Source organism: Pseudomonas sp. Z003-0.4C(8344-21) (assembly GCF_900104975.1).
Classification (GTDB): Bacteria; Pseudomonadota; Gammaproteobacteria; order Pseudomonadales; family Pseudomonadaceae; genus Aquipseudomonas; species Aquipseudomonas granadensis.
The window spans coordinates 3,832,714-3,853,917 of record NZ_LT629756.1 but is presented as its reverse complement, the minus strand read 5'-3'; the positions used below and the strand labels follow the sequence as shown (position 1 = coordinate 3,853,917).

Below are 21,204 nucleotides of genomic sequence, written 5' to 3'. Positions count from 1 at the left end.
AGGTTTAGCGAATCGGCGGAGAATCACCCTTTGGATCACACTGAAGGGACAGCGGAGTTTTCCGGGGTTTTAATAGCCGCAGACTGCTATGACATGTGTGATCGTGCGCTTTTAGCCGAAAGCTGAGATGCCTAGCTATGCCGCTAAAAGCACCTGAGCAAGTGGGATGATGGGGGAATCTGTCTGACGCGATACGACGAGGGGGCCTCAATAAACACCAATGTTTAAAAAGACATCTCCAAACACTCTCCCGGGCTACACCTCCTTGCGCCTTTGCCTACAGCTACGCCAGAATCCGCCGGCTTGTGGGCTTTTCACCTGGTCTATATCGTCTACGTGTCGCTGCCAACCCAGCGACCGGGTTTAGCGACCCGACCAGGTATAAGTTCAACGACGCTCCAGTTGTCGCAGACATTTGCGATGACGATATGGCGGCTGTGCGTGGGAGACCTTCGGGTCTGCCGGGTCTTATACCTCTCGGTTCGCTAACCCGCGTACAGCTGCCACCCTTATCTGTTTAGCGACAGGTTTGGGTGGTTCCACCAGGTATAAAAATGGAGCTTCACCATGATCAAACCCACACCCAACCCACCTGAATCCAACCCCACATCCCCCTACGAACCCACCCACTCCAAAAAACTCCACGAAGCTGCCGACCGTGCGCTTGACCATTACCTCTGTCCGCCCGGTTCTACGCCGCCGCCGCGTAAACACCGTGGGATGTACGCGGTAACGGCGGACAACAAAAACGAAGAGCTGCTGATCGATGCCAGTGAAACGCTCGCTTCGGCCCAGACCCTTGCGCAGAACGTCGCCAGTCTGTTGCCGGCGTCGCAGCGGCGGGCGTTGTTGGGGATTTCTCAGTTGATCATGCTCGGGGAGCTGGCGGTGAATCGGGCTTTGGATAATTTGCAGTTGCCGGAGTGATTTTTAGTAGGGCGGGCAGCGGTGGCACATGCGCTGTCTCCGTTGCCTGATCGGCCGCTATCGCCAGCAGGCTGGCTCCCACGGGGTTTTGTGTTGGTCGCGGATGTTGTGTTCGGGGCTGGGACCTGTGGGAGTGGGGCGGTTACTTTTCTGCATCGAATTTACGGGTTATTGAGGCGCTTCAGGGCATTCGCCGGTCCTGCGCGTCACGGTCATGTCGTTGAATTGCTCGCCAATGGTGTCGACGCGCAGGCACGTGCCTTTCTTTGAGCTAATGCAGTAACCCGCGTGCCCATAAGCGATTAACCTTGAGCGGCGACGGACCGACGATAATTCGACAAACTCCAAAAGTCATCTCTAATCCAAACCGACTATCGAGACGCTACAAACACTGCAACATCCAGCCATTCACCCCATTGCGAGGTCATCATGAACATTGATTTCACCGGACGTAAGGTTTTGGTTTCGGGTTCCACCAGCGGCATCGGTTTTGCGACGGCCAAGGGCTTTTTGCAAGCGGGGGCGCAGGTGGTGATCAACGGTCGCAGCCAGGAAAATGTCGACGGCGCTTTGCAACGGCTGGGCGCGCTGGCCGGCAAGGCCATCGGTTTTGCTGGTGATCTGGGCAGTGAGGCTGGGGTCGACAAACTGGTCGCGGAGCACAGTGCTTTCGACGTCGTCATCAACAATCTGGGTGTGTTCAATCCGCAGGATTTCTTCGAGATACCGGACAGCGAGTGGCAACGCTTTTTCGACGTCAACGTCATGTCCGGCGTGCGCCTGTCACGCGCCTATGCGCAGGGCATGGTGGAGCGCAAGTGGGGGCGGATCGTGTTTATCTCGTCGGAGTCGGCGGTGAATATTCCGGCTGACATGATCCATTACGGTTTCAGCAAAACCGCGCAACTCGCCGTGTCGCGCGGCCTCGCCAAGCGTCTGGCGGGCACCGGGGTGACGGTCAATGCCGTGCTGCCCGGGCCGACCTTGTCCGAAGGCGTGGCGCAAATGCTCAGCGCCACCGTCGAAAGCTCCGGCGAGAGCCTGGAGAAGGTCGCCGCCGATTTCGTCAACGCCCACCGCAGTTCCTCGATCATCCAGCGTGCCGCCAGCGTTGAGGAGGTCGCCAACATGATCATCTACGTCAGCTCCGAACAGGCGTCCGCCACCACGGGCGCAGCGTTGCGCGTCGACGGCGGGGTGATCGACAGCATCGTCTGAGATTTATTCTGCTGACGGTGCGTCAATCGACACGATGGCTGCCGTCAGCGCCCAGGGATGTGCTCGCTAGAAAAATAGCGATATCCGATCAGATCGTAGACAAACCACACGGCAAGTTGAGGGCGCTGTCGCCGCAAGTTGCTGCATCTTTTCTCGCGCGGTTTTTCTCGTCTGCCACATGAATCTAAAAAACTTCGGCAGGTTCGCCAGCAGTTCCGGGCAGTTCTCCGGCAAGTCGGGTCGGGACTGACCGCGTTGGAGCAGCGTTCTGCGCAGTACACGCAAGAATCGAAGCGTCGCCGAACGATCAATCCATATCAAAAGATCTGCGCGGGCTCTCCGATTGTCCCAAGTGGCTGAATGGCCACCTTCGAATATCCAGCAATCGCGGGCCTCTACATCGAGACAAAGCTGCGTTTTGTCGTCCCGGCTCCGTTCGATCCACCCGGGCCGCCAGTGGATGGTGTCGATATGAATGACCGGCAAGCCCGTGCGCTGACCCAGTTCACGCGCCAATGTGCTTTTGCCTGATCCAGGTTGGCCAACAATCATCACCCGTCGCATCGAAGCTCCTTCTCGTCATGCAAGCTGAATTTGGGGGGTGGCGATTCTACGTAAATGCCTATCTTGGTCAACAACAAGCGTCAGCATGACAGGCAGCTTTCGCGCAGAAGGAATGGTTGCGACAGATTAGGTGTACCGAACGCGCGATTTTGTACGAAAACCATCCAGGGTAAACGCTTGGCCAACTGGCGGTTAAACGGCCAATTTGCAGTTGCTGGAGTGATGTGAGTGCCGGGGTATCCGAGACCCTCACCCCAGCCCTCTCCCGGAGGGAGAGGGAGCCGACCGAGGTGTCTTTCGTTATACATCGACCTGCAAGACCTTAGCGATTACGGCTTTAGTGAGCTTCAGCGAGTCTGGATTCAGTGAGACACGTTCAGGTCGGCGCAACTCTCGAATACCCCCGGATCGGTTCCCTCTCCTGGGGGAGAGGGCTAGGGTGAGGGGGGCCGTCCGTCCACGTTCGGCCCAAAGTGAACACTGAGCGCCACGTATTTGCCTAAGGCCCCATCCCGTGAGTAGAATGCGATTCATTATCAATCATGTATTCGCCGGGATTCCGATGCGCAGCGACGAAACACTAGGCACTGCTGATCTAGGGCTGCTCTATCGCACCCACCATTCGTGGTTACAGGGCTGGCTGATCCGGCGCACTGGATGTCGCGATAACGCTGCCGATCTGGCGCAGGACACGTTCGTCCGTCTGCTCAAATCCCGTCAATCCAGCCCCTTGCGCGAACCGCGCGCCTATCTGAGCAGTATCGCCCGTGGGCTGATGATTGATCAGTATCGTCGTCGCGAACTCGAGCGTGCCTATCTGGAAAGCGTCATGTTGTTGCCTCAACACGAGGTGCCCTCGGAAGAGAGTCGGCTGATCATTCTGGATGCGCTCGAGCGCATAGACCGCATGCTCGGTACGCTTAAACCAAGAGTCCGACAGGCGTTTTTGTTTGCCCGACTCGACGGTCTGACCTGTGCGCAAATAGCCGAAAAACTGGGTGTTTCCCGCGCGACGGTAGAGCGCGACCTGGCCACGGCCCTGCAACATTGCTATCGCGTGCGTTATGTCGAGGCGTGAGCCGCAGGCGCTTGATCCGGCCATTGTCGAGCAGGCGATCCAATGGCTGGTGCGCGTTCGCTTCAATCAAGCCGATGAACAGACACAGCGCAACTTTGAGCACTGGCTGCAGCAGCGCCCGGAGCATGGGTTGGCGTGGCAGCGTGTAGAAACCCTTGGCGATGACTTCGCAGGCGTGCCCGCGCAACTGGCCCGACAAACCCTTGATGGCAGCCGTCAGGGAATGCGCCGGCGCGAAAGCCTGAAGTTACTGGGCGTATTGGCGACTGTTGGCACGGCAGCCTGGCTCGGCCGGGATTACACGCCGGTCCCCGCCATGCTTGCGCAGCAACGCAGCAGCACCGGTGAGCGACGCCGCTTTCAGCTCGATGATGGCAGCCTGGTCCAGCTCAATAGCGATAGCGCCGTCGACAGCGAGTTCGACGCCCAGCGACGCCTGATCATCCTGCGACGGGGTGAAATCATCGTGAATGTCGGCGCGGACCCGCATTCGCATCCAGCGCGACCGCTCTGGGTGCAATCACGCGACGGCCTCATGCAGGCCCACAGTTCGCGCTTTCTGGTCCGCGAGCGTGACGATGGCACGCTGGTCGCGGCGCAGGAAGGATCAGTCACGCTGTTCCCCGGCGCCCGTCAAACGGCTGCAAGCCGCAACGTGCAGGCAGGCGATCAGTTGCTGTTCACAGCCAGTGGCGTGCGAACGTTCAGCGACCAGGGCCTTGATCCCTGGAGCTGGGGGGACGGGGTGATCAGTGCGCGCAATATGCGCCTCGGTGATTTCATCGCGGAGTTGTCGCGTTATCGCCCCGGGGTGTTGCGCTGCGCCGAAGAGGTCGCGGATCGTCGTGTTTCCGGCACCTTCCAGCTCGCCGACAACGATCAGGTCCTGGCGTTGATCGCGCAATCACTGCATTTACACGTCGATTATCGAACCCGGTACTGGGTGACCGTGACCGCAGCCAGCTGAATTTCGTATTGCGTGAAAAATAATGAGGTGGTTTCTCATTCTCGTTCGGCCTCTTTGGAAGGCCGGAATACAGGCCAGTCTGTCGATGTCCCTTCTTGGAGCGAGAAAATGAGTTCGTCCCCGGTTTCACAGCGCCATCCACTGAATCGCGCCTTGCACGCTGCGATTTTGGGTTTGATCGTCAGCAGCTACGCATTGCCGTCGCTGGCGCAAACCCCGAGCGCTGACCCGAGCAATCAAGTCAAACCGTGGAACATCGCTGCGGGCCCACTGGCGCCGGCGCTTGACCGTTTTGCGCGCGAGGCGGGCGTCAGTCTTTCATTCGATGCGTCGAGTGTCGCGAACCGCACCACGGCTGGCGTGAATGGCACGCTCGATACATCGTCAGCGCTGTCATCGTTGCTGCAAGGCAGCGAATTGCAAATTGAACAGCAGGGCCCGAATGCCTACCTGCTGGTGCCTCAGGCAAAGCCCGCCGGCCCGCTGGAGCTCGACGCAACGGACGTCGAGGACTACCGCCTTGCGCCCCTCATCATCAATGCCAAGGTTCGGGTCAGCGCCGACGACGACACCAACTCGGTGGTCGCCAAGGAACTCTGGGTGGGCGGCAAGGTGGCGACCAGCATTCTCAACACACCGGCCTCGGTGTCGGTGGTGACCAACAAGGAAATGCAGCAACGCAGCGTCAGCACCACGGAAGAGGCGCTGCAATACACGCCGGGCGTGGTCAGTGACTTCTATGGCACGGATGACCGCAACGACTATTTCCAGATCCGCGGCTTCCAGGCCACCACCTACCGTGACGGCCTGACCCTGAGTTCGATGCGCGGCGTACGCGAAGACCCATTCGCCTATGAGCGCATCGAGATTCTGCGCGGCGCTAACTCCACGTTGTTTGGCCCTGCGGACCCCGGCGGTTCGGTGAACTTCGTGACCAAACAACCGCGCTTCGAGAAGTTTGGTCAGGGCTATGTGACCTACGGCTCGTTCGACCATGTCGAGACCGGCATCGATGTGGGGGATGCGCTGAACGACGAGAAAACCCTGGCCGGCCGCTTTACTGCCAAAGGCCAGAACAGCGACCGCGAGTACGATCACTCACAGGACGACAACCAGTTGTTTATGGGTGGCCTGACCTGGGCTCCGTCGGATTACACATCGGCGACGGTGATTCTGGATTACCTGAAAACCGAAAGTTCGCCCAACAGTGGCGGTTATCCGCTGGACAAGGAATACGACCGCAGCAAGTTTTACGGTGAGCCGAGCTACAACTTCCACGATGTCGAGCGCACCAGCCTTAGCGGTAACGTCACCCATGACTTCGACAACGGCTTCGTACTGCGCAGCAATCTGCGTTACAGCAAGTTGACCGATGATTTTGGCTACGTTTACTTAAGCGACAGCGCCGCACGGGTCGGTACGACCGTCGACCGCTATCTGTTTGGCACAGACACCGAGGCCGACCAGTTCAACGGCAATCTGATGCTGCAATACGATGCCCGCTTCGAGAACATCGACAGCAGCAGTCTGGTGGGCGTGGAGTACCTCGATTCGACCACCAAGGAAAGCTCGGTCTACGATCTGACGACCCCGATTGATATTGCCAATCCCGTGTTTACTGGCGTTTCACGCTCGATCGCGCCGTATGCCGTGAACAAGCGAGACGCGACCACCAAAGCCGTATTCCTTCAACAGAACCTGTCGTTCTACGAGCGTTTCATCGTCACCGGGGGTGTGCGCAACGACTCGATGGATCTGACCAGCAAAGGCTTGCAATCGACTGAGAAAGACACCTTCTCCGAAACCTCCTACCGCGGTGCGCTGACTTACATCGTCAACGACGAAGTCTCCACTTATGTGAGCATGGTGGAATCCGTCTCGCCGCCGCAAGTTGGCGTCACACCGCAGACGGGCCGGCAGTACGAAGTGGGCGTGAAATATGCGCCGATGGGGATGGACGCACTGTTCTCTGCCGCCGTTTATGACCTGACCCAGGAAAACGTCACCATCGCCGTGGTGCTGCCGAGCGGCATCATCGAGCAACAAACGGTGGGCGAGTCGCGGGCGCGTGGCCTCGACCTGGAGGCCAAGGCGCAGGTAACGCAGAACCTCAGCCTGATCGGTGGTTATTCCTACATGGAGTCGGAAGTACTGCGCGGTTCGTTGTACGACGGCAGCTCGCTGAAAGGCAACGAGTTCGCCACGGCACCCAAGCACTCCGCTTCGCTCTGGAGTTATTACGACCTGCCCGGCACGGATGTCAGCGTTGGTTTGGGTGCGCGCTACGTCGGTTCCTATTACTTCGATGCAGCCAACTCCGGCAAGAGCGATGGCACCACGCTGTTCGACGCCGCCTTCAACTACAAGATCGCCAAGGGTACCGATCTTGCGGTGAACGTCAGCAACTTGCTGGATGAGCAGCACGTGGTCGGTTCCGGCACCGCGAACTTCTACAACCCGGGTCGCGAGATTACCGCCAAAGTGAGTTACAACTGGTAAGTGGGTGTGTAAGCCTTCTGCTTTGCCAGGACGCGGTGCCCGCTTTATCGCGGGTACCGCCAACCTGGTTACCAATCGGCAAGCGGTGAACGTAGCCTTACGATCTCGCTACCCCAGGCACATCCATATTGATCCGTCGCCAGAAGGCTTCAGAAAAACTGTAAACCGAGAAAGCCATCAACCCCAACGCCATCACGATCAAGATCAACCAGCCCGCTGGAAGATTTTGCAGCGCGTCCAGTGCCTCTTTCATACCCGGTGGATCCATCGCTTGATAAGTGGAACCGCTGACAGCCAGCAGCACCGCAATCTCAATAAAAACCACCCCACGGGCGATCAGGCCGAACCTCGAGACGGGGCGGACATACCGCATGACATCCTCGTCCGCCTCAAAGTATTTCTCGAACGTCGCCTTCCAGCCCTTGATGATGTGAGCAATACCGACCCCCAGCGGAACGAGTGCGATCAGGTACACCAAAAGATTCGAGTGATCCCAGGACAACAGATGCGCCAGCCAGTCTTTGGTCTGCCCACCTGAGTCGCCCGAGCTTCTGATGCCGCTGACGAGCAAACCCAATGCGAAGATCGCTAAAGCGCCGTTGACCATACCGCCCGCCAACAGACCTGCGCGAATGACCAGACCTTTGAGGTCCTTGCCATGATGATCGACATCACGCGTCGCTTGCAGGACGCGCCAAGCTGCAAAGGCGAGCAGGCCGGCCACTACAAGCCCAACCAGAAAATAGCCGAATGGTTGGCTGAGCAGTGCCTCCAGGCTTTTGTGGCTGTCCTTGGGTTTTGTCGAGTCTTGCGCTGCCAGCAGGGCAAAAATCCCGATGATCAAATACAGCACGCCACGAGCGGCGTAACCGCCCCGAGCGAGTATTACCAGGCTATGTTGCGCGGACATTCGATGTATTCCAGAGAAGGTATACAAGAGCAGACCCCTGGTGCTGACCGGGGTTCTACTGGCTGTTTATCAATCTGATTAGCGATGGCGCGATTGGCGTGCAAGCCCTCACCCCAGCCCTCCCGAAACGTCGGACCGCCCGGAGGGAGAGGGGGCCGACCGAGGTGTCTTTAGGGGTACATCGACCTGCAAGACCATAGTGATTATGGCTTTTGTGAGCTCAGCGACTCTGGGTTCAACGAGCCACGTTCAGGTCGGCGCAACCCTCGAATATCCCCGAATCGGTTCCCTCTCCAGGGGGAGAGGGCTAGGGTGAGGGGCGGTCCGTCTGCGGCAACAATGTCTCCAGCCTCGCCCCATGACGCTTCAGCTCACCTGCTTCAAATCAATTCGAATCACGACCCGACCTTAAATAAGTTTCCGCCCACTCCCGGTAATTGTCCGAGAGTGTGTACCTGGCAAGCAGCTTAGAGAGCGTAAGTTCGCGTCCCTCCGCGCCGCTTTGTTCACACAACGCCTCGTACGTCGCTTCGATTGCGGCCAGATACGGCGCATGCCCATTAACCACAATTCGCACATTGGCAGCACTCAGTCGCTCAACATTGCTCAGCGCCGGATTTGCATAGTTGATCAACATGATCGGCACACTCAGATGTGCGGTGAGTGCTTCAAGATGTTCGAAGTCTTTGACCCCGACGAGGCAAATCGCGTCGGCCCCAGCCTTTTCATACGCCGTGGTGCGAGCAATGGAATCTTCCAGCGTGGTAAAAGCCGCGTTGGTGCGGGCGATGATGCTGAGGGCTTCATCTGATCGGGCAAACCGCGCGGCGTAAATCTTGCTCGCGGCTTCTTCCCGCTCGATAAGCACAGGCGATTGCTCGTTGTACCTGGCCGGCAGGTGGGTGTCTTCCAGCGTCAGGGCAGCGACACCGGCTTTCTGCAGCTCGGTCACGGTGCGCATGACATTCAGCGCGTTTCCGAATCCATGGTCAGCATCCGCGATGATCGGGATCTGGCTGGCCCGGCCGACTCTGGAAACCTGCTCGACATACTCATCCAGCGTGAGCAGTGCAATGTCCGGTGCCCCGAGTACCTGAAGCGAGGCGACCGAACCACCTTGAATGGCAACCTCAAAGCCAAGGTCGCAAGCCATACGAACCGAGATAGGGTCGAATACTGAAGCAGCAAACTTGCAGACGTTTCCTTTGAGTAAATCACCAAACGCCTTGCGCAGTTCATGATGTGATCGCTCGATCATTTTTCGGCTCCATCAAAATCTCACCAGTGATGTGCGGGTCTCATTCGAGTTGAGCGAGACCTGGAAGGCGCTACCGGTCATAGCCTTTGCCACGGCGAGATGACCGGATCCGTTTGCAGATTATTTCTGCGCCAGCAACGCCTTCCTGGTCGCTTTCTCGTGCTTCATGGCTGCGATTTCACGCTCGCACGCCTCGACATCAAACGAGTTGTCCCACTTGGCGATAGCGATGGTGCCGATGCCGTTGCCGATCAGGTTGGTCACGGCGCGCGCTTCGTTGAGGAACCGGTCAATGCCCAGCAGCAAGACCAGGCCCACCAGAGGAATGGAGTGAATGGTGGTGAGTGTTGCGGCCAGCGTTACAAAGCCTGCGCCCGCCACCCCGGCCGAGCCTTTGGACGTCAGCAGGAACACGCCCAGCAAGATCATTTGATCCATAAAGGTCAGTGGCGTATTGGTCGCCTGGGCAATGAAGATGGCGGCCATGGTCAGATAGATGCAGGTGCCGTCTGCGTTGAAGGTGTAGCCCGTCGGCAGCACCATGCCGACCACGGATTTTTTGCAGCCGAGCTTTTCCAGCTTGACCATCATGCGTGGCAACACGGCTTCGGTTGAGCAGGTGCCAAGCGTGATGAGGATTTCATCCTTGAAGTAGCGCAGAAACTGCATCAGCGGCATGCCCGACCATCGGGCCACCGTGCCCAGTACCACGACGATGAAAATCAAGGTGGTGATGTAGAGGGCGACCAACAACTGCCCGAGCGATAGCAGCGTGCCAATTCCGTATTTGCCAATCGTGAACGCCATGCCGGCACCGGCACCCAGTGGCGCCAGGCGCATGACCATCGCCACGATCCTGAACAGGCCCTGCAGAAACAGATCGATGGTATTGATCAATGGCTTGCTGGTCTCGCCCATTTGAACCAGAGCCACACCCATCAATACCGAAAGCAGAATGACCTGAAGCATGACGCCGTTGGAGAACGCGCCGAGAAAGGTGTGGGGAATGATGTTCAGAAAGAACTCAACGGTGCCGCCTTGCTCGGTGGCGGCCTGGCTGTACTTGCTGATCGCATTTGCATCCAGCGCGCTGACGTTGATATTCATTCCGACGCCAGGCTTGACGATGTTGACCACGATCAGGCCGACGACGAGGGCGATGGTTGAAAGAATCTCGAAGTAGATCAGCGCTTTCACACCGATCCGCCCGACCTCTTTGATACTGCCCATCTTCGCGATACCGACCACGACCGTACCGAAAATGATGGGCGCCAAGAGCATTTTGATCAGCTTGATGAAGCCATCGGCAAAGGGTTGGAGCTTGGCGCCGATATCGGGTACGAAGTAACCGATCGCGGCACCGATCACGATGCCGATCAGCACTTGCACATACAGCTGGCCGTACCAGCGGGACTTGGACATTTCCACGGAAGCACCTCATTTTATTGTTGTGATGGGCATGTGGTTTGGCGTCTGCGAAAGACGCCTGAATCTGCGGTCCCTTGAAAGAAACCGCAGATCGATCTGGATTAGCCTTCGCCCAGCTCGCGCATGACGGCGTACAAGGCGGACTTGGCTTCGAAGCCGACACCTGGAATATCGGGCAGGCCGACATATCCGTTTTCCACCTTGATTCCATCGGCGAAGCCGCCGAAAGGCTGGAACACGTCGGGGTAGGATTCGTTGCCGCCCAAGTGCAGGCCGGCGGCGATGTTCAGGGACATCTGATGACCACCGTGCGGAACGACGCGGCGCGACGACCAGCCCATTTCGTCCATCACTTTCAGGGTGCGCATGTACTCCACGAGCCCATAGGACAGCGCGCAGTCGAACTGGAGGAAGTCGCGATCCGGGCGCATGCCGCCGTGACGCAGCAAGTTACGCGCGTCCTGGTGGGAAAACAGGTTTTCCCCGGTCGCCATGGGCAGTTCGTAGTGATTGGCAAGCTCGGCTTGCAGTGCGTAGTCGAGCGGGTCGCCGATCTCCTCGTACCAGAACAGGTTGTACTTCTTGATGGCTTCGGCGTAAGCGATACCGGTCTGCAGATCGAAACGACCGTTGGCATCGACTGCCAGTCGACGACCGTCCCCAACCACTTCGAGTACCGCCTCGATGCGACGGATATCTTCGTCGAGTGGCACCGCACCGATCTTCATTTTGACAACGTCGTAGCCACGATCCAGATAGCTCTGCATTTCTGCTTTGAGTTTGCTCTGGTCTTTGCCTGGGTAGTAGTAACCGCCTGCTGCATAGACCCAGACCTTGTCATCGGCCACGCCGTTGCGGTAACGATCGGCCAGCAGACGATAGAGCGGTTTGCCTTCGATCTTCGCGACGGCATCCCATACCGCCATGTCGATGGTGCCCACCGCGACCGAGCGCTCGCCGTGACCGCCAGGCTTTTCGTTGGTCATCAGGGCTTTCCAGATGGCAAACGGATCGAGGTTGTTGTTTTCATGGTCGACGAGTGTGTCGGGATCAGCTTCGGTGATGCGCGCCAGGAAGCGATCACGCATCAGAGCGCCTTGACCGTAGCGACCGTTGGAGTTGAAACCGTAGCCGATGACCGGTTTTCCATCGCGAATCACATCGGTGATAACCGCGACGACCGAGCAGGTCATTTTCGAGAAATCGATGTACGCGTTGGCAATCGGGGAGGCAATGGAAACGGTTTTTTCACGGATGTCGACGATACGCATGACGGGTTCCTCTTGTTGTTTGTGGCCCCACGTTATGCTTTGCGATGACACCCGCCCAATGCTATTAATGCCGCGCCCTATGCACAGGAGGCATTGCCCTTGGAACTCGTTTGGCTAGAGGATTTTTCAGCGCTTGCGGAATACGGCAGCTTTGTTCGTGCCGCTGAAGCGCGCCACGTGACGCAGCCTGCCTTCAGCCGCAGAGTCCGTTCGCTGGAGAATTGGATGGGCGTCGAACTGTTCGTCCGCACCCCGCAGGGAGCGACCTTGACCGAGGCCGGAAGACAGATTTTGCCCAGCGCCCAAGAGGCGGCCAGGCGCCTGTACCGGATGCGCTCCGAGGCACAGGAAGTGGCGGGGATGGCTGCAAAAACCCTGCAATTTGCAGCCACTCATTCCTTGTCTTTCACCTTCTTCCCGCGCTGGTTGAGAAGTGCCGAAAACGGCGCACCGATTGAGGCGGTACGTCTGCATTCAGACAGCATGGCGGTGTGCGAGCAGATGCTGATCCAGGGCCAGGTGCAATTTCTCCTGTGTCATCGCCACCCCGATGTACCGCCGTTGCTGGCCCCTGCTCAGTTCATTGGAAAGAAGATCGGCGAGGATGTGCTGGTGCCACTGGCGAGTCCTTCTGCCCATTTCGGAACCTCCCCTGAAACCCTGCCTTATCTGGCTTACACCCACGAATCGGGCCTCGGCCGAATCGTCGCTCACCGACTCCACGGCAAAGAAGATTATCTTCATCTCAAGCCGCTTTTCAGCAGCCATCTGGCTGCGGTTCTGATGTCGATGGCGTTGGAGAGCAAGGGGGTCGCCTGGTTACCCAAGAGCCTGACCGAACAGGAAATGACTGACGGACGTCTGGTTCGGGCGCTGGACGAAAGCTGGGATATCCCTCTGGAAATTCACCTCACACGCCCGACGGCGCCCATCAGCCCGTCAGCAGAAGAATTCTGGGCTCGCGTGGGCAACGATAAGGCGCACTCTTTATGACGCGTCTTCTCGCTCGCGGTGTGAGCCATTCCTGTTCCTGGATTGAGTCCACGTTCACATGCTCACAAACCTTTGGTACGTCGTCCTGCCGTCGTCGCAATTGACCAGCAAACTGGCGGCAGTACGTTTGCTCGTTTATCTCCGCGCTGAAGCTTGGAAATGACTTCCCCTTGGGTTGATCCCAGATGTTGAGTTTGTCTGTGCTGACGTACTGATCGGCTGGGGGGCCGGGGCAGGGGGAGATGCGGTGATAATCGTTGTAAGTGGATTCGGCGGATTTGTAACGCTCGGCTGACCTGAATGGGGGAGTAGTCTTTTTTGCCGGACGCCCACAGACCGGCGAACAGGATAATTAAGGGGATAAACCATGATTGAGAATTCTGGCGCAGAATTTACTTGGACTTGAAGGACGCATGAGCGCCCTCCAAATTTTTTACTTAGTCTGAAGTGAAGATTTTAAGGTTGGATCAGTGGCTTTTAACTTTATTTATACTTGTCGAGGTGTGTCTCAGGGCCATCTTTCGCTATGGATTGGGCTTTGCCATAACTCTCCATCAAACATTTATATTCCGGACAGATGTGATTGGATATGATTTCTGCGAATCTCGAACCTTCAGGGCGATTCCAGGTTTGCATAAGTTCCGCAACTATGGCGAAGGTATCCGTGGGAATCGCGCCTGCTTGAGTTACACGTGCGATAGTCGTGTCAGTGGCAAGCTTGCTCCAGTTTCCTGATGCATCAACAACGCAATAAGCTTTATAACCAGCTTGCACTGCGCTTACTGCTGGGAATGCCATGCACACACTCGTGAGTGTGCCGGCGATGATCAGGGTTTTACGCCCTGTCTTCTCGATTTCCTTTACAAAAAGAGGGTTGTCCCAAGTGTTGATCTGCCCTGTGCGTGGCACGTAAACCGCGTGTGGTGCATGTTCGTGAATCTCAGGTATGAGCGGGCCATTGGGCCCGTCAGGTACGGATGCGGTGGTGATGACGGGAATGTTTAGCAAGGTCGCGGTTTTCGCGATTGCTATAACGTAATTGCGCAGATCCGGAATTGATACATCGCGAACGGTGTTAAAGAGACCGCTTTGGTGGTCAATCAGCAAGATAACCGCATCATTCGGATCTAGCATTCCCTTCGTAGTAGACATGTGTCACCTCGTGTATGGTTAGCTATGCATTACCCTCTCGGAGATGGAGGATCTCTTGCCAGCCAGACAAAAGTAGACGCTGAACAGGCGAGCCGCAAGTAGTTACATTTTTGTTACTGTAAGTGAAATTGTACTGAGGTGTTTCATGGCAACCGAAAAAAAAGTGAGTTGTCCTGTCGAGACAACATTGAAAGTTATAGGGGGGAAGTGGAAGGTAATGATCATTCATTTCCTTTTAGAAGATGTAAGAAGATTCGGTGAACTTGCCAAATGCTTAGGCCGCATACCTCCTCGGACTCTCACGCAGCAGTTGCGAGAACTAGAGGAGGATGGCCTTGTGTTGCGAACGGATTACGGCGAAGTGCCTCCTAAAGTTGAATATAGAATTTCGCCACTCGGGAAGACATTGTCACCCGTTCTGCATGCGATGGGGGACTGGGGAAAGTTTCTGGAAACAGAGCTTGCAAGTAAAAAAATGGACAAAGCGGGTGATGCCTAACAAGGCTGATAAGATATTTTCGGCATCACCACGCTTTATGAATGTGTGTACCTGTCGGTTCTCAAAAATCAATTTTGAAACCCAGCATCGCATCATACCCGTGGCTGTCACCATCGAACCCTTGGCGATAGCCCGCCGACGCAGTAAAGGTCGTGCGCCGGTTCGCCTGATGATCTATGCCAACATTAACCTCGCCCCACGTACCCTGAATATCCGATTCAAAAGGAATGTAACCCGATTCGGAAGAAAACTCGGTCTTTGGCTGTCCTTTGAATTCGTGCCAGATGCTAGGCCGGATCCAAGTGTTGGTACGTCGTGGAGTTCTATCCACGCTGTCCGTGTCCCAGTCTTTAGCGATCCGTACGCCTGCTCGCCCGATAAGAGAATCGACATCGCGGAAACGGATGTTGGCGCCGACATCGTTGCTGCTATCGAGATCTACATGGCTATAGATGGCTTGCAGCTGCGGCTCCATGTACAAGTTTTTGTCTACCTCAATCGGATATCCATTCTCCAGAGAGACGGTGTAGCCCCATCCGCGCGTCTTGAGTTTGCTCAGGTCATTTGGCCTGGCTTCGATGTCGAAGCGATTGATTTGCGCCACGCCATCAAGATACCAACCGGAGGGGCCGAAATGCGTCCAGTAGGCCCCCACGCCATATGCACGCAGGGTGTCCGATCCGGCGGGGCGGCGGGTGTAATGGCTTACCCCAGCATCAAGGGTGCCTGCTGAAAGCGATAAGCCGGCCTGTTCATGACTGCCATCGGGCCTTTCTTTACGGTAAAGATCAGTGCCGACCTGAAAAGCTGTGAGGTCATAATTATATTCGGGTGTCCGGCCCAAAGAGTTTTTGCTATCGCCATCCTGTTTTCCACTTCGGTAAATCACTCGGCCCCAGCCCATTGACGGCGCCAGGGTGGCTTGATCGTCTTTGGGTAACGGTTCGCCGGCATTCAGACGCTCTTCACCGACCCGCTCATGCAACGTATCCACCATGGTTCGCCCGTACACCAGCGCCAGAGCTGGAACTGCACCGTAAAGTGAAACCTCGGGGCGATAGTTGGGAACTGGCGAAGGGGCCGGAGCTGGCTCGGGAGTAGGTGTCGGATCGGGGGCAGGCGTCGGATCTGGAACGGGCGCATCCGAACGCAGGAACCAGGTATCCTTCGTGCTTCCGTCCTCAGCGCCTTGTTGCAGGCGATATTCATAAGGCCCGGCGACGACACGACGAGCCAGGCTAAATGCGTTTGGATCGCTCGCGCTCTGTGTTTTATCAAGCAATTCGACCACGGCGATGCCGTTGCCTTGGGTCAATGCACCCTGTCCGTCTACGTTGCGCACCGCAATACGCGTGGCGCCTCCAGCGCTGGTTGCGGTGGAGTCAACCACCAACATATCCGAGATGCTGTTTGTACCTCCGGCGTTGAGCGTGGAGTTGAGCAGCAGTGCTCCGCCGTCCGACACAAATACTCCGCCCCCATTGTTTCCCGCAGTGTTAGCCGCGCTGATGAGGAGCACATTACCGACAGTTCTGCTTCCTGAGGGTAAATCGAGCGTGCCGCTGTTAGTGAAGCTGGTAACGCCAAGCAACTGAGCTTGGACGGCACCTCCAGGTGTTGGTGCATTTGCCGCTTGGCCAAGCGGCAAATATGCACCGCTACTACTGAAGCTGACGATTCCAGCTTGTGGCTGCGTAGCCAAGCGAATCAGGCCGCTGTTGGTAATACTGTTATTCCCCGAAGAGCCCAGATTGCTAGCTGCCACCCCCCCATGTATCGCGTACACCGCTCGCCGTGCTCGCGGCGAAGTTTCGCAAAGTCCACGTCCCACTGTTTCGAATGGTGCTGTCAGAAATGGCGGCATTGACCGATCCCGTCATCTCCCCCGTGTTGTTCAGGGAAAACGTATTACCTACGGCTGTAGTATCTGCCCGCACTGCCGAATCGCTGAGCGCACCGATGACGCCGGTATTATTCACCGTCTGTGCCGCGCCGCCCAAGGCGATACCGCTACTGTCCCCCCAGCCGCCTTGTAGGGCTGAAGCGTTGCTGACGTCAACGCTGCCTCCCTCGGTCGACGCATCAATGGCGGACGAGCCGGTTCCGCCTGCGCTTATAGCCCCGCTATTGTTCACCGTCATGATTGCCGCGCCGGAGGCTAGGGCAAAGATGCCCTGACTATTACTAGCCCCCAGCGTCTGGATCGGCCCGGTATTGACGATATTCTGCGCGCCGGTGGTCGAGAAGGTGCGAATCCCGCGTTGCTGATCACCACGTGCAATCAGTTCGCCGCTGTTGCTGACGCTAATTGCACCGAGGCCGCTTCCGCCGTTGAACGCATTGCCCGCTAGTAACGCCGCGCCTGCACCATTCACGTCGATCAGCGGCCCGGTGAACCTGATCCCAACATCGCCCCCCAAGATTAAAGCTTGGATACCGAAAGAACCAATGCCGCTGCCGTCGCCCGAACCCGCGTCGGAGTGGGTGATGATCGTGCCACCGGCATCGACATTCACCGTTCCCGCTGATAACTGAGTCGTGGCGTAAATGCCATTAGCATTGCTGTGCAGGGTTTCAATTCGATTGCCACGATAATTGACCTGGACATTGCCCCCGGTCGAATCAACGCGAATGCCGCCCGCGCCGAAACCGCTGGCAAAAATATCGCCTGAGTAATCGATCAGTGCATTGTTGTTCTCAGCGCTCACGATGATCCCGTATGCGCGGGTGGTGCTGGTACTTCCGAAGACGTTGATATCGCCGCTGCCCTTGACGCTGACATCACCTGTCCCGCGTTTGATGATGTAGATCGCTCGCGAGCCGGCGGTGTTACTGGTGCTTCCGACGTTGAGCTCGGCATTGTTTTCAACGCTGATCGAACCGGTAGCGCCGACATTATCGTTGGCGTAAATACCGTGACCGGCGCCACCGGTGGTAGTGATAGCGCCGTCATTGACCACAGCAATGCTGCCAACCGTGGCGAACGATCGAATGCCGAAACCGTTAAGACCGTTAGTCGAAAGCGTTCCTGTATTTGTAAGGCGGGTGTTGCCGGTGCCGCCTTCAGTGAACAGGCCAAACGCGTTCATTCCAAGACTTTGCACATTGGCTGCGTTGATCAGATTGGTGTTGCCATTTACTGCGCGAGTATGGACTCCGGCGTGGTTACCGATGCCCGCTGTAGGCAGGGTATCGTCAGTGATTGGCGGGCCGGCGGATAGTGCGTCGTCATTGTTAACGAGGATGCTCACACCCGCGCCGACATTTACGTTGTTATCGCCATTCCCAGTCGCTTTAGTCCAGATGCCGTTACCACCCAGCAGAGTGATTTGACCGTTGCCCTGGTGCAACACGTTTATCGCTCCACCGCCGCTAGCATTGACATCGATGCCGTCGTGTTCATTGCCGACCACGGTGTTGAGTATGTTGAGCGTAGTGCCTGAGGTGACTGAAAACGATGAAATGCCAGCGCTTGCATTCGTAATCGCAAGGGCGTCCAGACCGCTTCCGCCCACGTTTACAGTCGAGATGCCGCCAATAACGTTCAATGCCGCAGTGCTGACAGTGGTTCCAATAACATTTGAGAACACCGCATTAGCGGCTGTGGGGGGAGTGCTATTCACAGTAGTTGCATCAAGAATAGCTGTGGAGTTTGCATTGTTGCCTCGACTCAGGATTGAAGAGCCCGCCGTTGTGGTGACGGCCGTTCCCGGTTGAGTGGAGATCACAGCCTCGATACCTGCTGCGGGTGTACATGTTTGACTTACGCCGTAGCTACCTGGCGCGAGAGGGCCACAAGCAGCTTCTGCTTCTGACATTACTAGCGCGTTAGAAAAAGTAATCAACAAAACGCTTGGTAGGCGAAAAAGAGAAAAACTATTGAGCGACCGACCAGACGCGCTGCGCATAAAACCTCCATGTTATCGCTGCTTCTTGCTCGTTTATTTGCGTGACGGCCATGAAAAAATGGCCGTCAACGTGGACTAAGTTATTCACCTTAGCTCATATCCTGAGCGTCGACGCCAAGCAGGCTAGGCCAGACAGCAGCTCTCCTCGACACATACGAGCGCTAGGTCAATTGCACAAAAACAATCCGCGTATTTTCTTTTTCACGGTGCCTTGCGCAATCGTGAACTGCGGCTAACGTCAATCAGTTGGATGAAATAAATCTCGACCTTTGACCTCATGAGCGACTGTAGTATGGAAAGGAACCCCCTAGGTAAAGTCCTGGCGCTCGCGGTAGGTTTGGTTTGTACGCACGAAGCGCTTGGCGATAATGCTGAGACTGCTAACAAAAGTAACAACCCCTTGAACTTGGCCCCGGGGCTCAACCTTCAGGATTACTACACACCTAAGCTGTATCACACTAACGTCCATACCAATGACGCATTGGTGCGCGGAACGCTGCCTGTCGCTCCAAACGACTTTTCACCTGTTCCACAATTGCTCAGAGCGACAATGCCAATCAGTACCCGCCCAGACCCGCATGGTGGATACAGCACAGGTATTGGTGATTTGAATCTTTTCGATATTTTCTTGCTGAAAACGGAAGGCGTTCAACTGGGTATAGGCCCGCAGATAACAGCGCCAACTGCGGCCCGTGATGAATTGGGAACAGGAAAGTGGCAAGCGGGACTCGCAGCCGTTGCTATTGATGCTTCGCCGAGTGGCTTGCTAGGTGCATTGGTTCAGTACCAGAGCTCCTTTGCCGGTGACAGTGACAGAGCTCACGTCGAGTCGGCCACATTCCAGCCCTTTGTCATCCATAACCTCCCCAAGGGCTGGTACCTGCGCTCGACAGGTACTTGGACTTTCAATTTGAAGGACGACACGCATTACATTCCGATTGGGCTCGGGGTTGGCAAAGCGTGGAAGGCCGGCACCAATATCCTCAATGCCTATGTTGAACCTCAATGGACTGTGCAGCATGAAGGCCCAGGAGTGCCTCAGTTCACCGTCTTTGCCGGCCTCAACGTCACTTTTGGTAAATGAATAGCCTCATGGAGAGTCAGGAATGACGTCGTTACGTGGTCTGCTTGTTACTGCCTCGGCAGTGTTGTTGAGCCCGCTCGCCTATGCCGATTTCACCGCATCCCCTAGCGAGGCTGAAGCCATTGCCAAGGAGGCTTATCTCTATGGCTTTCCTGTCGTTGAGATGTACAAAACCTTGTATGCGCAAGCCGTAAAGGCTGATGGCCCGGATTACAAGGCGCCCTTCAACAAGGTCGGCAATACGGCTCGGGTGTTCACACCCAAAGACACTGCTTTCGTTACCCCGAACTCAGACACCCCTTATTCATTCGTATGGCTGGATTTACGCAGCGAGCCACAGATACTAACGATGCCAGCGATAGAAAAAAACCGGTATTACTCAGCGCAAATGATCGACTTGTACACCCACAATTTCGATTATCTGGGTACCCGCACTACTGGTAATGAAGGGGGGGATTTCCTCGTCGCCGGCCCTGGGTGGAAAGGTTCGACGCCGGCGGGCATCGCTAAGACGCTCAAGAGCGAAGGAGACATTGTCTACGTCCTCATTCGAACTCAGCTGTTCGACGAAAAGGATCTGGCTAACGTCAAAAAGATCCAGCAGGGATATGCAGTTCAGCCTCTGAGTTCTTATCTTAAAAAATCGGCTCCCGCCGCTGCGCCAGATATCAACTGGCCCCAGCCGCAGGCGGGCATGAGCGAAACCCCAGCGTTGTTCCGCTATCTGGATTTCGTGCTTGGTTTTGCACAACCAGTCGCAAGCGAGAAGGCGCTATTCGAACGGTTCAGCAAGATTGGCGTCGGGCCGGGAGAGAAATTTGATGAAGGCAAGCTCAGCGCAGACCAGCTAGCCGCACTGCAACGTGGCATCGACGCGGGCAAGGCTGAGTTTGCCGAATTCAAAAAGACCAAGATTGATACGCACCAAGTCGAAAGTGGTGATTTTTTTGGCACGCGCGAACACCTTAAAAACAACTACCTGTACCGGTATGTCGGTGCGAACGTCGGCATCTTCGGCAATTCCTCGGCTGAAGCTAGCTACATCGGTTATTTCACCGATGCTAAAGGTAGCCCGGTCAATGCCGCGCAGAAAACTTACACGCTTCACTTCAACAAAGGTGAGCTACCGCCAGCGCAAGCGTTCTGGTCTCTGACCATGTATGACGGTAAGACCAAGCTTTTGGTGGACAACCCAATCAATCGTTACCTGATCAATTCCAGGATGCTGGATCAACTTCAAATGGATCCTGATGGGGGACTCACTCTGTATGTGCAACATGAGTCACCTGGCAAGAACAAGGAAAGCAATTGGCTACCGGCCCCGAATGGCCCGTTTTATAGCGTCCTGAGGATCTACATGCCGACTGCCAAATTTTCTGAAGGGCAGTGGAAATTACCGATGCTGTTTCCGGCTGCAAAGTAAATCATTCAGCTGCTCAGGAGCTGTT

The 21,204-nt window shown here is 56.3% G+C and carries 17 protein-coding genes; 9 read left to right on the top strand and 8 right to left on the bottom strand.

The annotated features are described in order from the left end of the window. Positions 1 to 567: 567 nt before the first annotated feature. Together BLU24_RS17410 and BLU24_RS17400 are read left to right on the top strand one after the other, a co-directional pair. The gene (locus tag BLU24_RS17410) at positions 568 to 927 is read left to right on the top strand and encodes a DUF6124 family protein (protein WP_093102130.1); all 360 of its coding nucleotides are present in this window, start codon (positions 568 to 570) and stop codon (positions 925 to 927) included. Positions 928 to 1,356: 429 nt separating this feature from the next. Next, positions 1,357 to 2,145, top strand: coding sequence for an SDR family NAD(P)-dependent oxidoreductase (locus BLU24_RS17400; RefSeq protein ID WP_093102125.1), 789 nt, complete (start codon positions 1,357 to 1,359; stop codon positions 2,143 to 2,145). Between the two features lie 66 nt (positions 2,146 to 2,211). On the opposite strand, the gene BLU24_RS17395 is transcribed toward BLU24_RS17400, so the two are convergent. Then, a complete protein-coding gene (locus BLU24_RS17395) occupies positions 2,212 to 2,709 on the bottom strand; it encodes an AAA family ATPase (RefSeq protein WP_093102122.1) in 498 nt (165 codons plus the stop codon). Between the two features lie 562 nt (positions 2,710 to 3,271). On the opposite strand from BLU24_RS17395, the gene BLU24_RS17390 reads away from it, so the two are divergent. The 3 genes from BLU24_RS17390 (at position 3,272) to BLU24_RS17380 (ending at position 7,253) form a co-directional block, all read left to right on the top strand. Beyond that, a complete protein-coding gene (locus BLU24_RS17390) occupies positions 3,272 to 3,787 on the top strand; it encodes a sigma-70 family RNA polymerase sigma factor (protein WP_093106794.1) in 516 nt (171 codons plus the stop codon). Further along, a complete protein-coding gene (locus tag BLU24_RS17385) occupies positions 3,774 to 4,754 on the top strand; it encodes a FecR domain-containing protein (protein ID WP_093102119.1) in 981 nt (326 codons plus the stop codon). The genes BLU24_RS17390 and BLU24_RS17385 overlap by 14 nt, the downstream gene beginning before the upstream one ends. A gap of 108 nt (positions 4,755 to 4,862) precedes the next feature. Further along, positions 4,863 to 7,253 carry a TonB-dependent siderophore receptor gene (locus BLU24_RS17380; protein WP_093102117.1) on the top strand — a complete coding sequence of 797 codons (2,391 nt, stop codon included), beginning with the start codon at positions 4,863 to 4,865 and terminating at the stop codon, positions 7,251 to 7,253. A gap of 97 nt (positions 7,254 to 7,350) precedes the next feature. On the opposite strand, the gene BLU24_RS17375 is transcribed toward BLU24_RS17380, so the two are convergent. From BLU24_RS17375 to BLU24_RS17360, 4 genes are all read right to left on the bottom strand, one after another. Further along, positions 7,351 to 8,163: a DUF1206 domain-containing protein gene (locus BLU24_RS17375; protein ID WP_093102115.1), complete on the bottom strand. Its 813-nt coding sequence runs from the start codon at positions 8,161 to 8,163 to the stop codon at positions 7,351 to 7,353. A gap of 385 nt (positions 8,164 to 8,548) precedes the next feature. After that, positions 8,549 to 9,421 carry an isocitrate lyase/PEP mutase family protein gene (locus tag BLU24_RS17370; protein ID WP_093102113.1) on the bottom strand — a complete coding sequence of 291 codons (873 nt, stop codon included), beginning with the start codon at positions 9,419 to 9,421 and terminating at the stop codon, positions 8,549 to 8,551. A 120-nt stretch (positions 9,422 to 9,541) separates the two neighbouring features. Then, positions 9,542 to 10,849 carry a C4-dicarboxylate transporter DctA gene (gene dctA, locus BLU24_RS17365; protein ID WP_093102110.1) on the bottom strand — a complete coding sequence of 436 codons (1,308 nt, stop codon included), beginning with the start codon at positions 10,847 to 10,849 and terminating at the stop codon, positions 9,542 to 9,544. Between the two features lie 101 nt (positions 10,850 to 10,950). Continuing rightward, on the bottom strand, positions 10,951 to 12,120 hold the full coding sequence (locus tag BLU24_RS17360; protein WP_093102107.1) for a mandelate racemase/muconate lactonizing enzyme family protein: 1,170 nt from the start codon (positions 12,118 to 12,120) through the stop codon (positions 10,951 to 10,953). A 99-nt stretch (positions 12,121 to 12,219) separates the two neighbouring features. Here BLU24_RS17360 and BLU24_RS17355 point away from each other — a divergent pair, with 99 nt between their 5' ends. Beyond that, the gene (locus tag BLU24_RS17355) at positions 12,220 to 13,113 is read left to right on the top strand and encodes a LysR family transcriptional regulator (RefSeq protein ID WP_093102104.1); all 894 of its coding nucleotides are present in this window, start codon (positions 12,220 to 12,222) and stop codon (positions 13,111 to 13,113) included. Positions 13,114 to 13,596: 483 nt separating this feature from the next. Here BLU24_RS17355 and BLU24_RS17350 read toward each other — a convergent pair whose 3' ends face one another. Beyond that, on the bottom strand, positions 13,597 to 14,265 hold the full coding sequence (locus BLU24_RS17350; protein WP_093102101.1) for an isochorismatase family protein: 669 nt from the start codon (positions 14,263 to 14,265) through the stop codon (positions 13,597 to 13,599). A 145-nt stretch (positions 14,266 to 14,410) separates the two neighbouring features. Here BLU24_RS17350 and BLU24_RS17345 point away from each other — a divergent pair, with 145 nt between their 5' ends. Further along, complete coding sequence (locus tag BLU24_RS17345; protein ID WP_093102098.1) at positions 14,411 to 14,764, top strand: winged helix-turn-helix transcriptional regulator; 354 nt, start codon at positions 14,411 to 14,413, stop codon at positions 14,762 to 14,764. Positions 14,765 to 14,825: 61 nt separating this feature from the next. Here the strand turns inward: BLU24_RS17345 and BLU24_RS28040 are convergent, their stop codons facing one another. Beyond that, positions 14,826 to 16,529 carry an autotransporter family protein gene (locus BLU24_RS28040; RefSeq protein ID WP_231990168.1) on the bottom strand — a complete coding sequence of 568 codons (1,704 nt, stop codon included), beginning with the start codon at positions 16,527 to 16,529 and terminating at the stop codon, positions 14,826 to 14,828. Then, positions 16,519 to 18,492: a beta strand repeat-containing protein gene (locus BLU24_RS28035; protein WP_231990167.1), complete on the bottom strand. Its 1,974-nt coding sequence runs from the start codon at positions 18,490 to 18,492 to the stop codon at positions 16,519 to 16,521. The genes BLU24_RS28040 and BLU24_RS28035 overlap by 11 nt, the downstream gene beginning before the upstream one ends. Before the next feature lie 472 nt (positions 18,493 to 18,964). Here BLU24_RS28035 and BLU24_RS17335 point away from each other — a divergent pair, with 472 nt between their 5' ends. Together BLU24_RS17335 and BLU24_RS17330 are read left to right on the top strand one after the other, a co-directional pair. Further along, a complete protein-coding gene (locus BLU24_RS17335) occupies positions 18,965 to 19,756 on the top strand; it encodes a hypothetical protein (protein WP_093102095.1) in 792 nt (263 codons plus the stop codon). 22 nt (positions 19,757 to 19,778) lie between these two features. Continuing rightward, positions 19,779 to 21,179 (top strand): DUF1254 domain-containing protein, encoded by a 1,401-nt coding sequence (locus BLU24_RS17330; protein ID WP_093102092.1) that lies wholly within the window; start codon positions 19,779 to 19,781, stop codon positions 21,177 to 21,179. Positions 21,180 to 21,204: the final 25 nt, after the last annotated feature.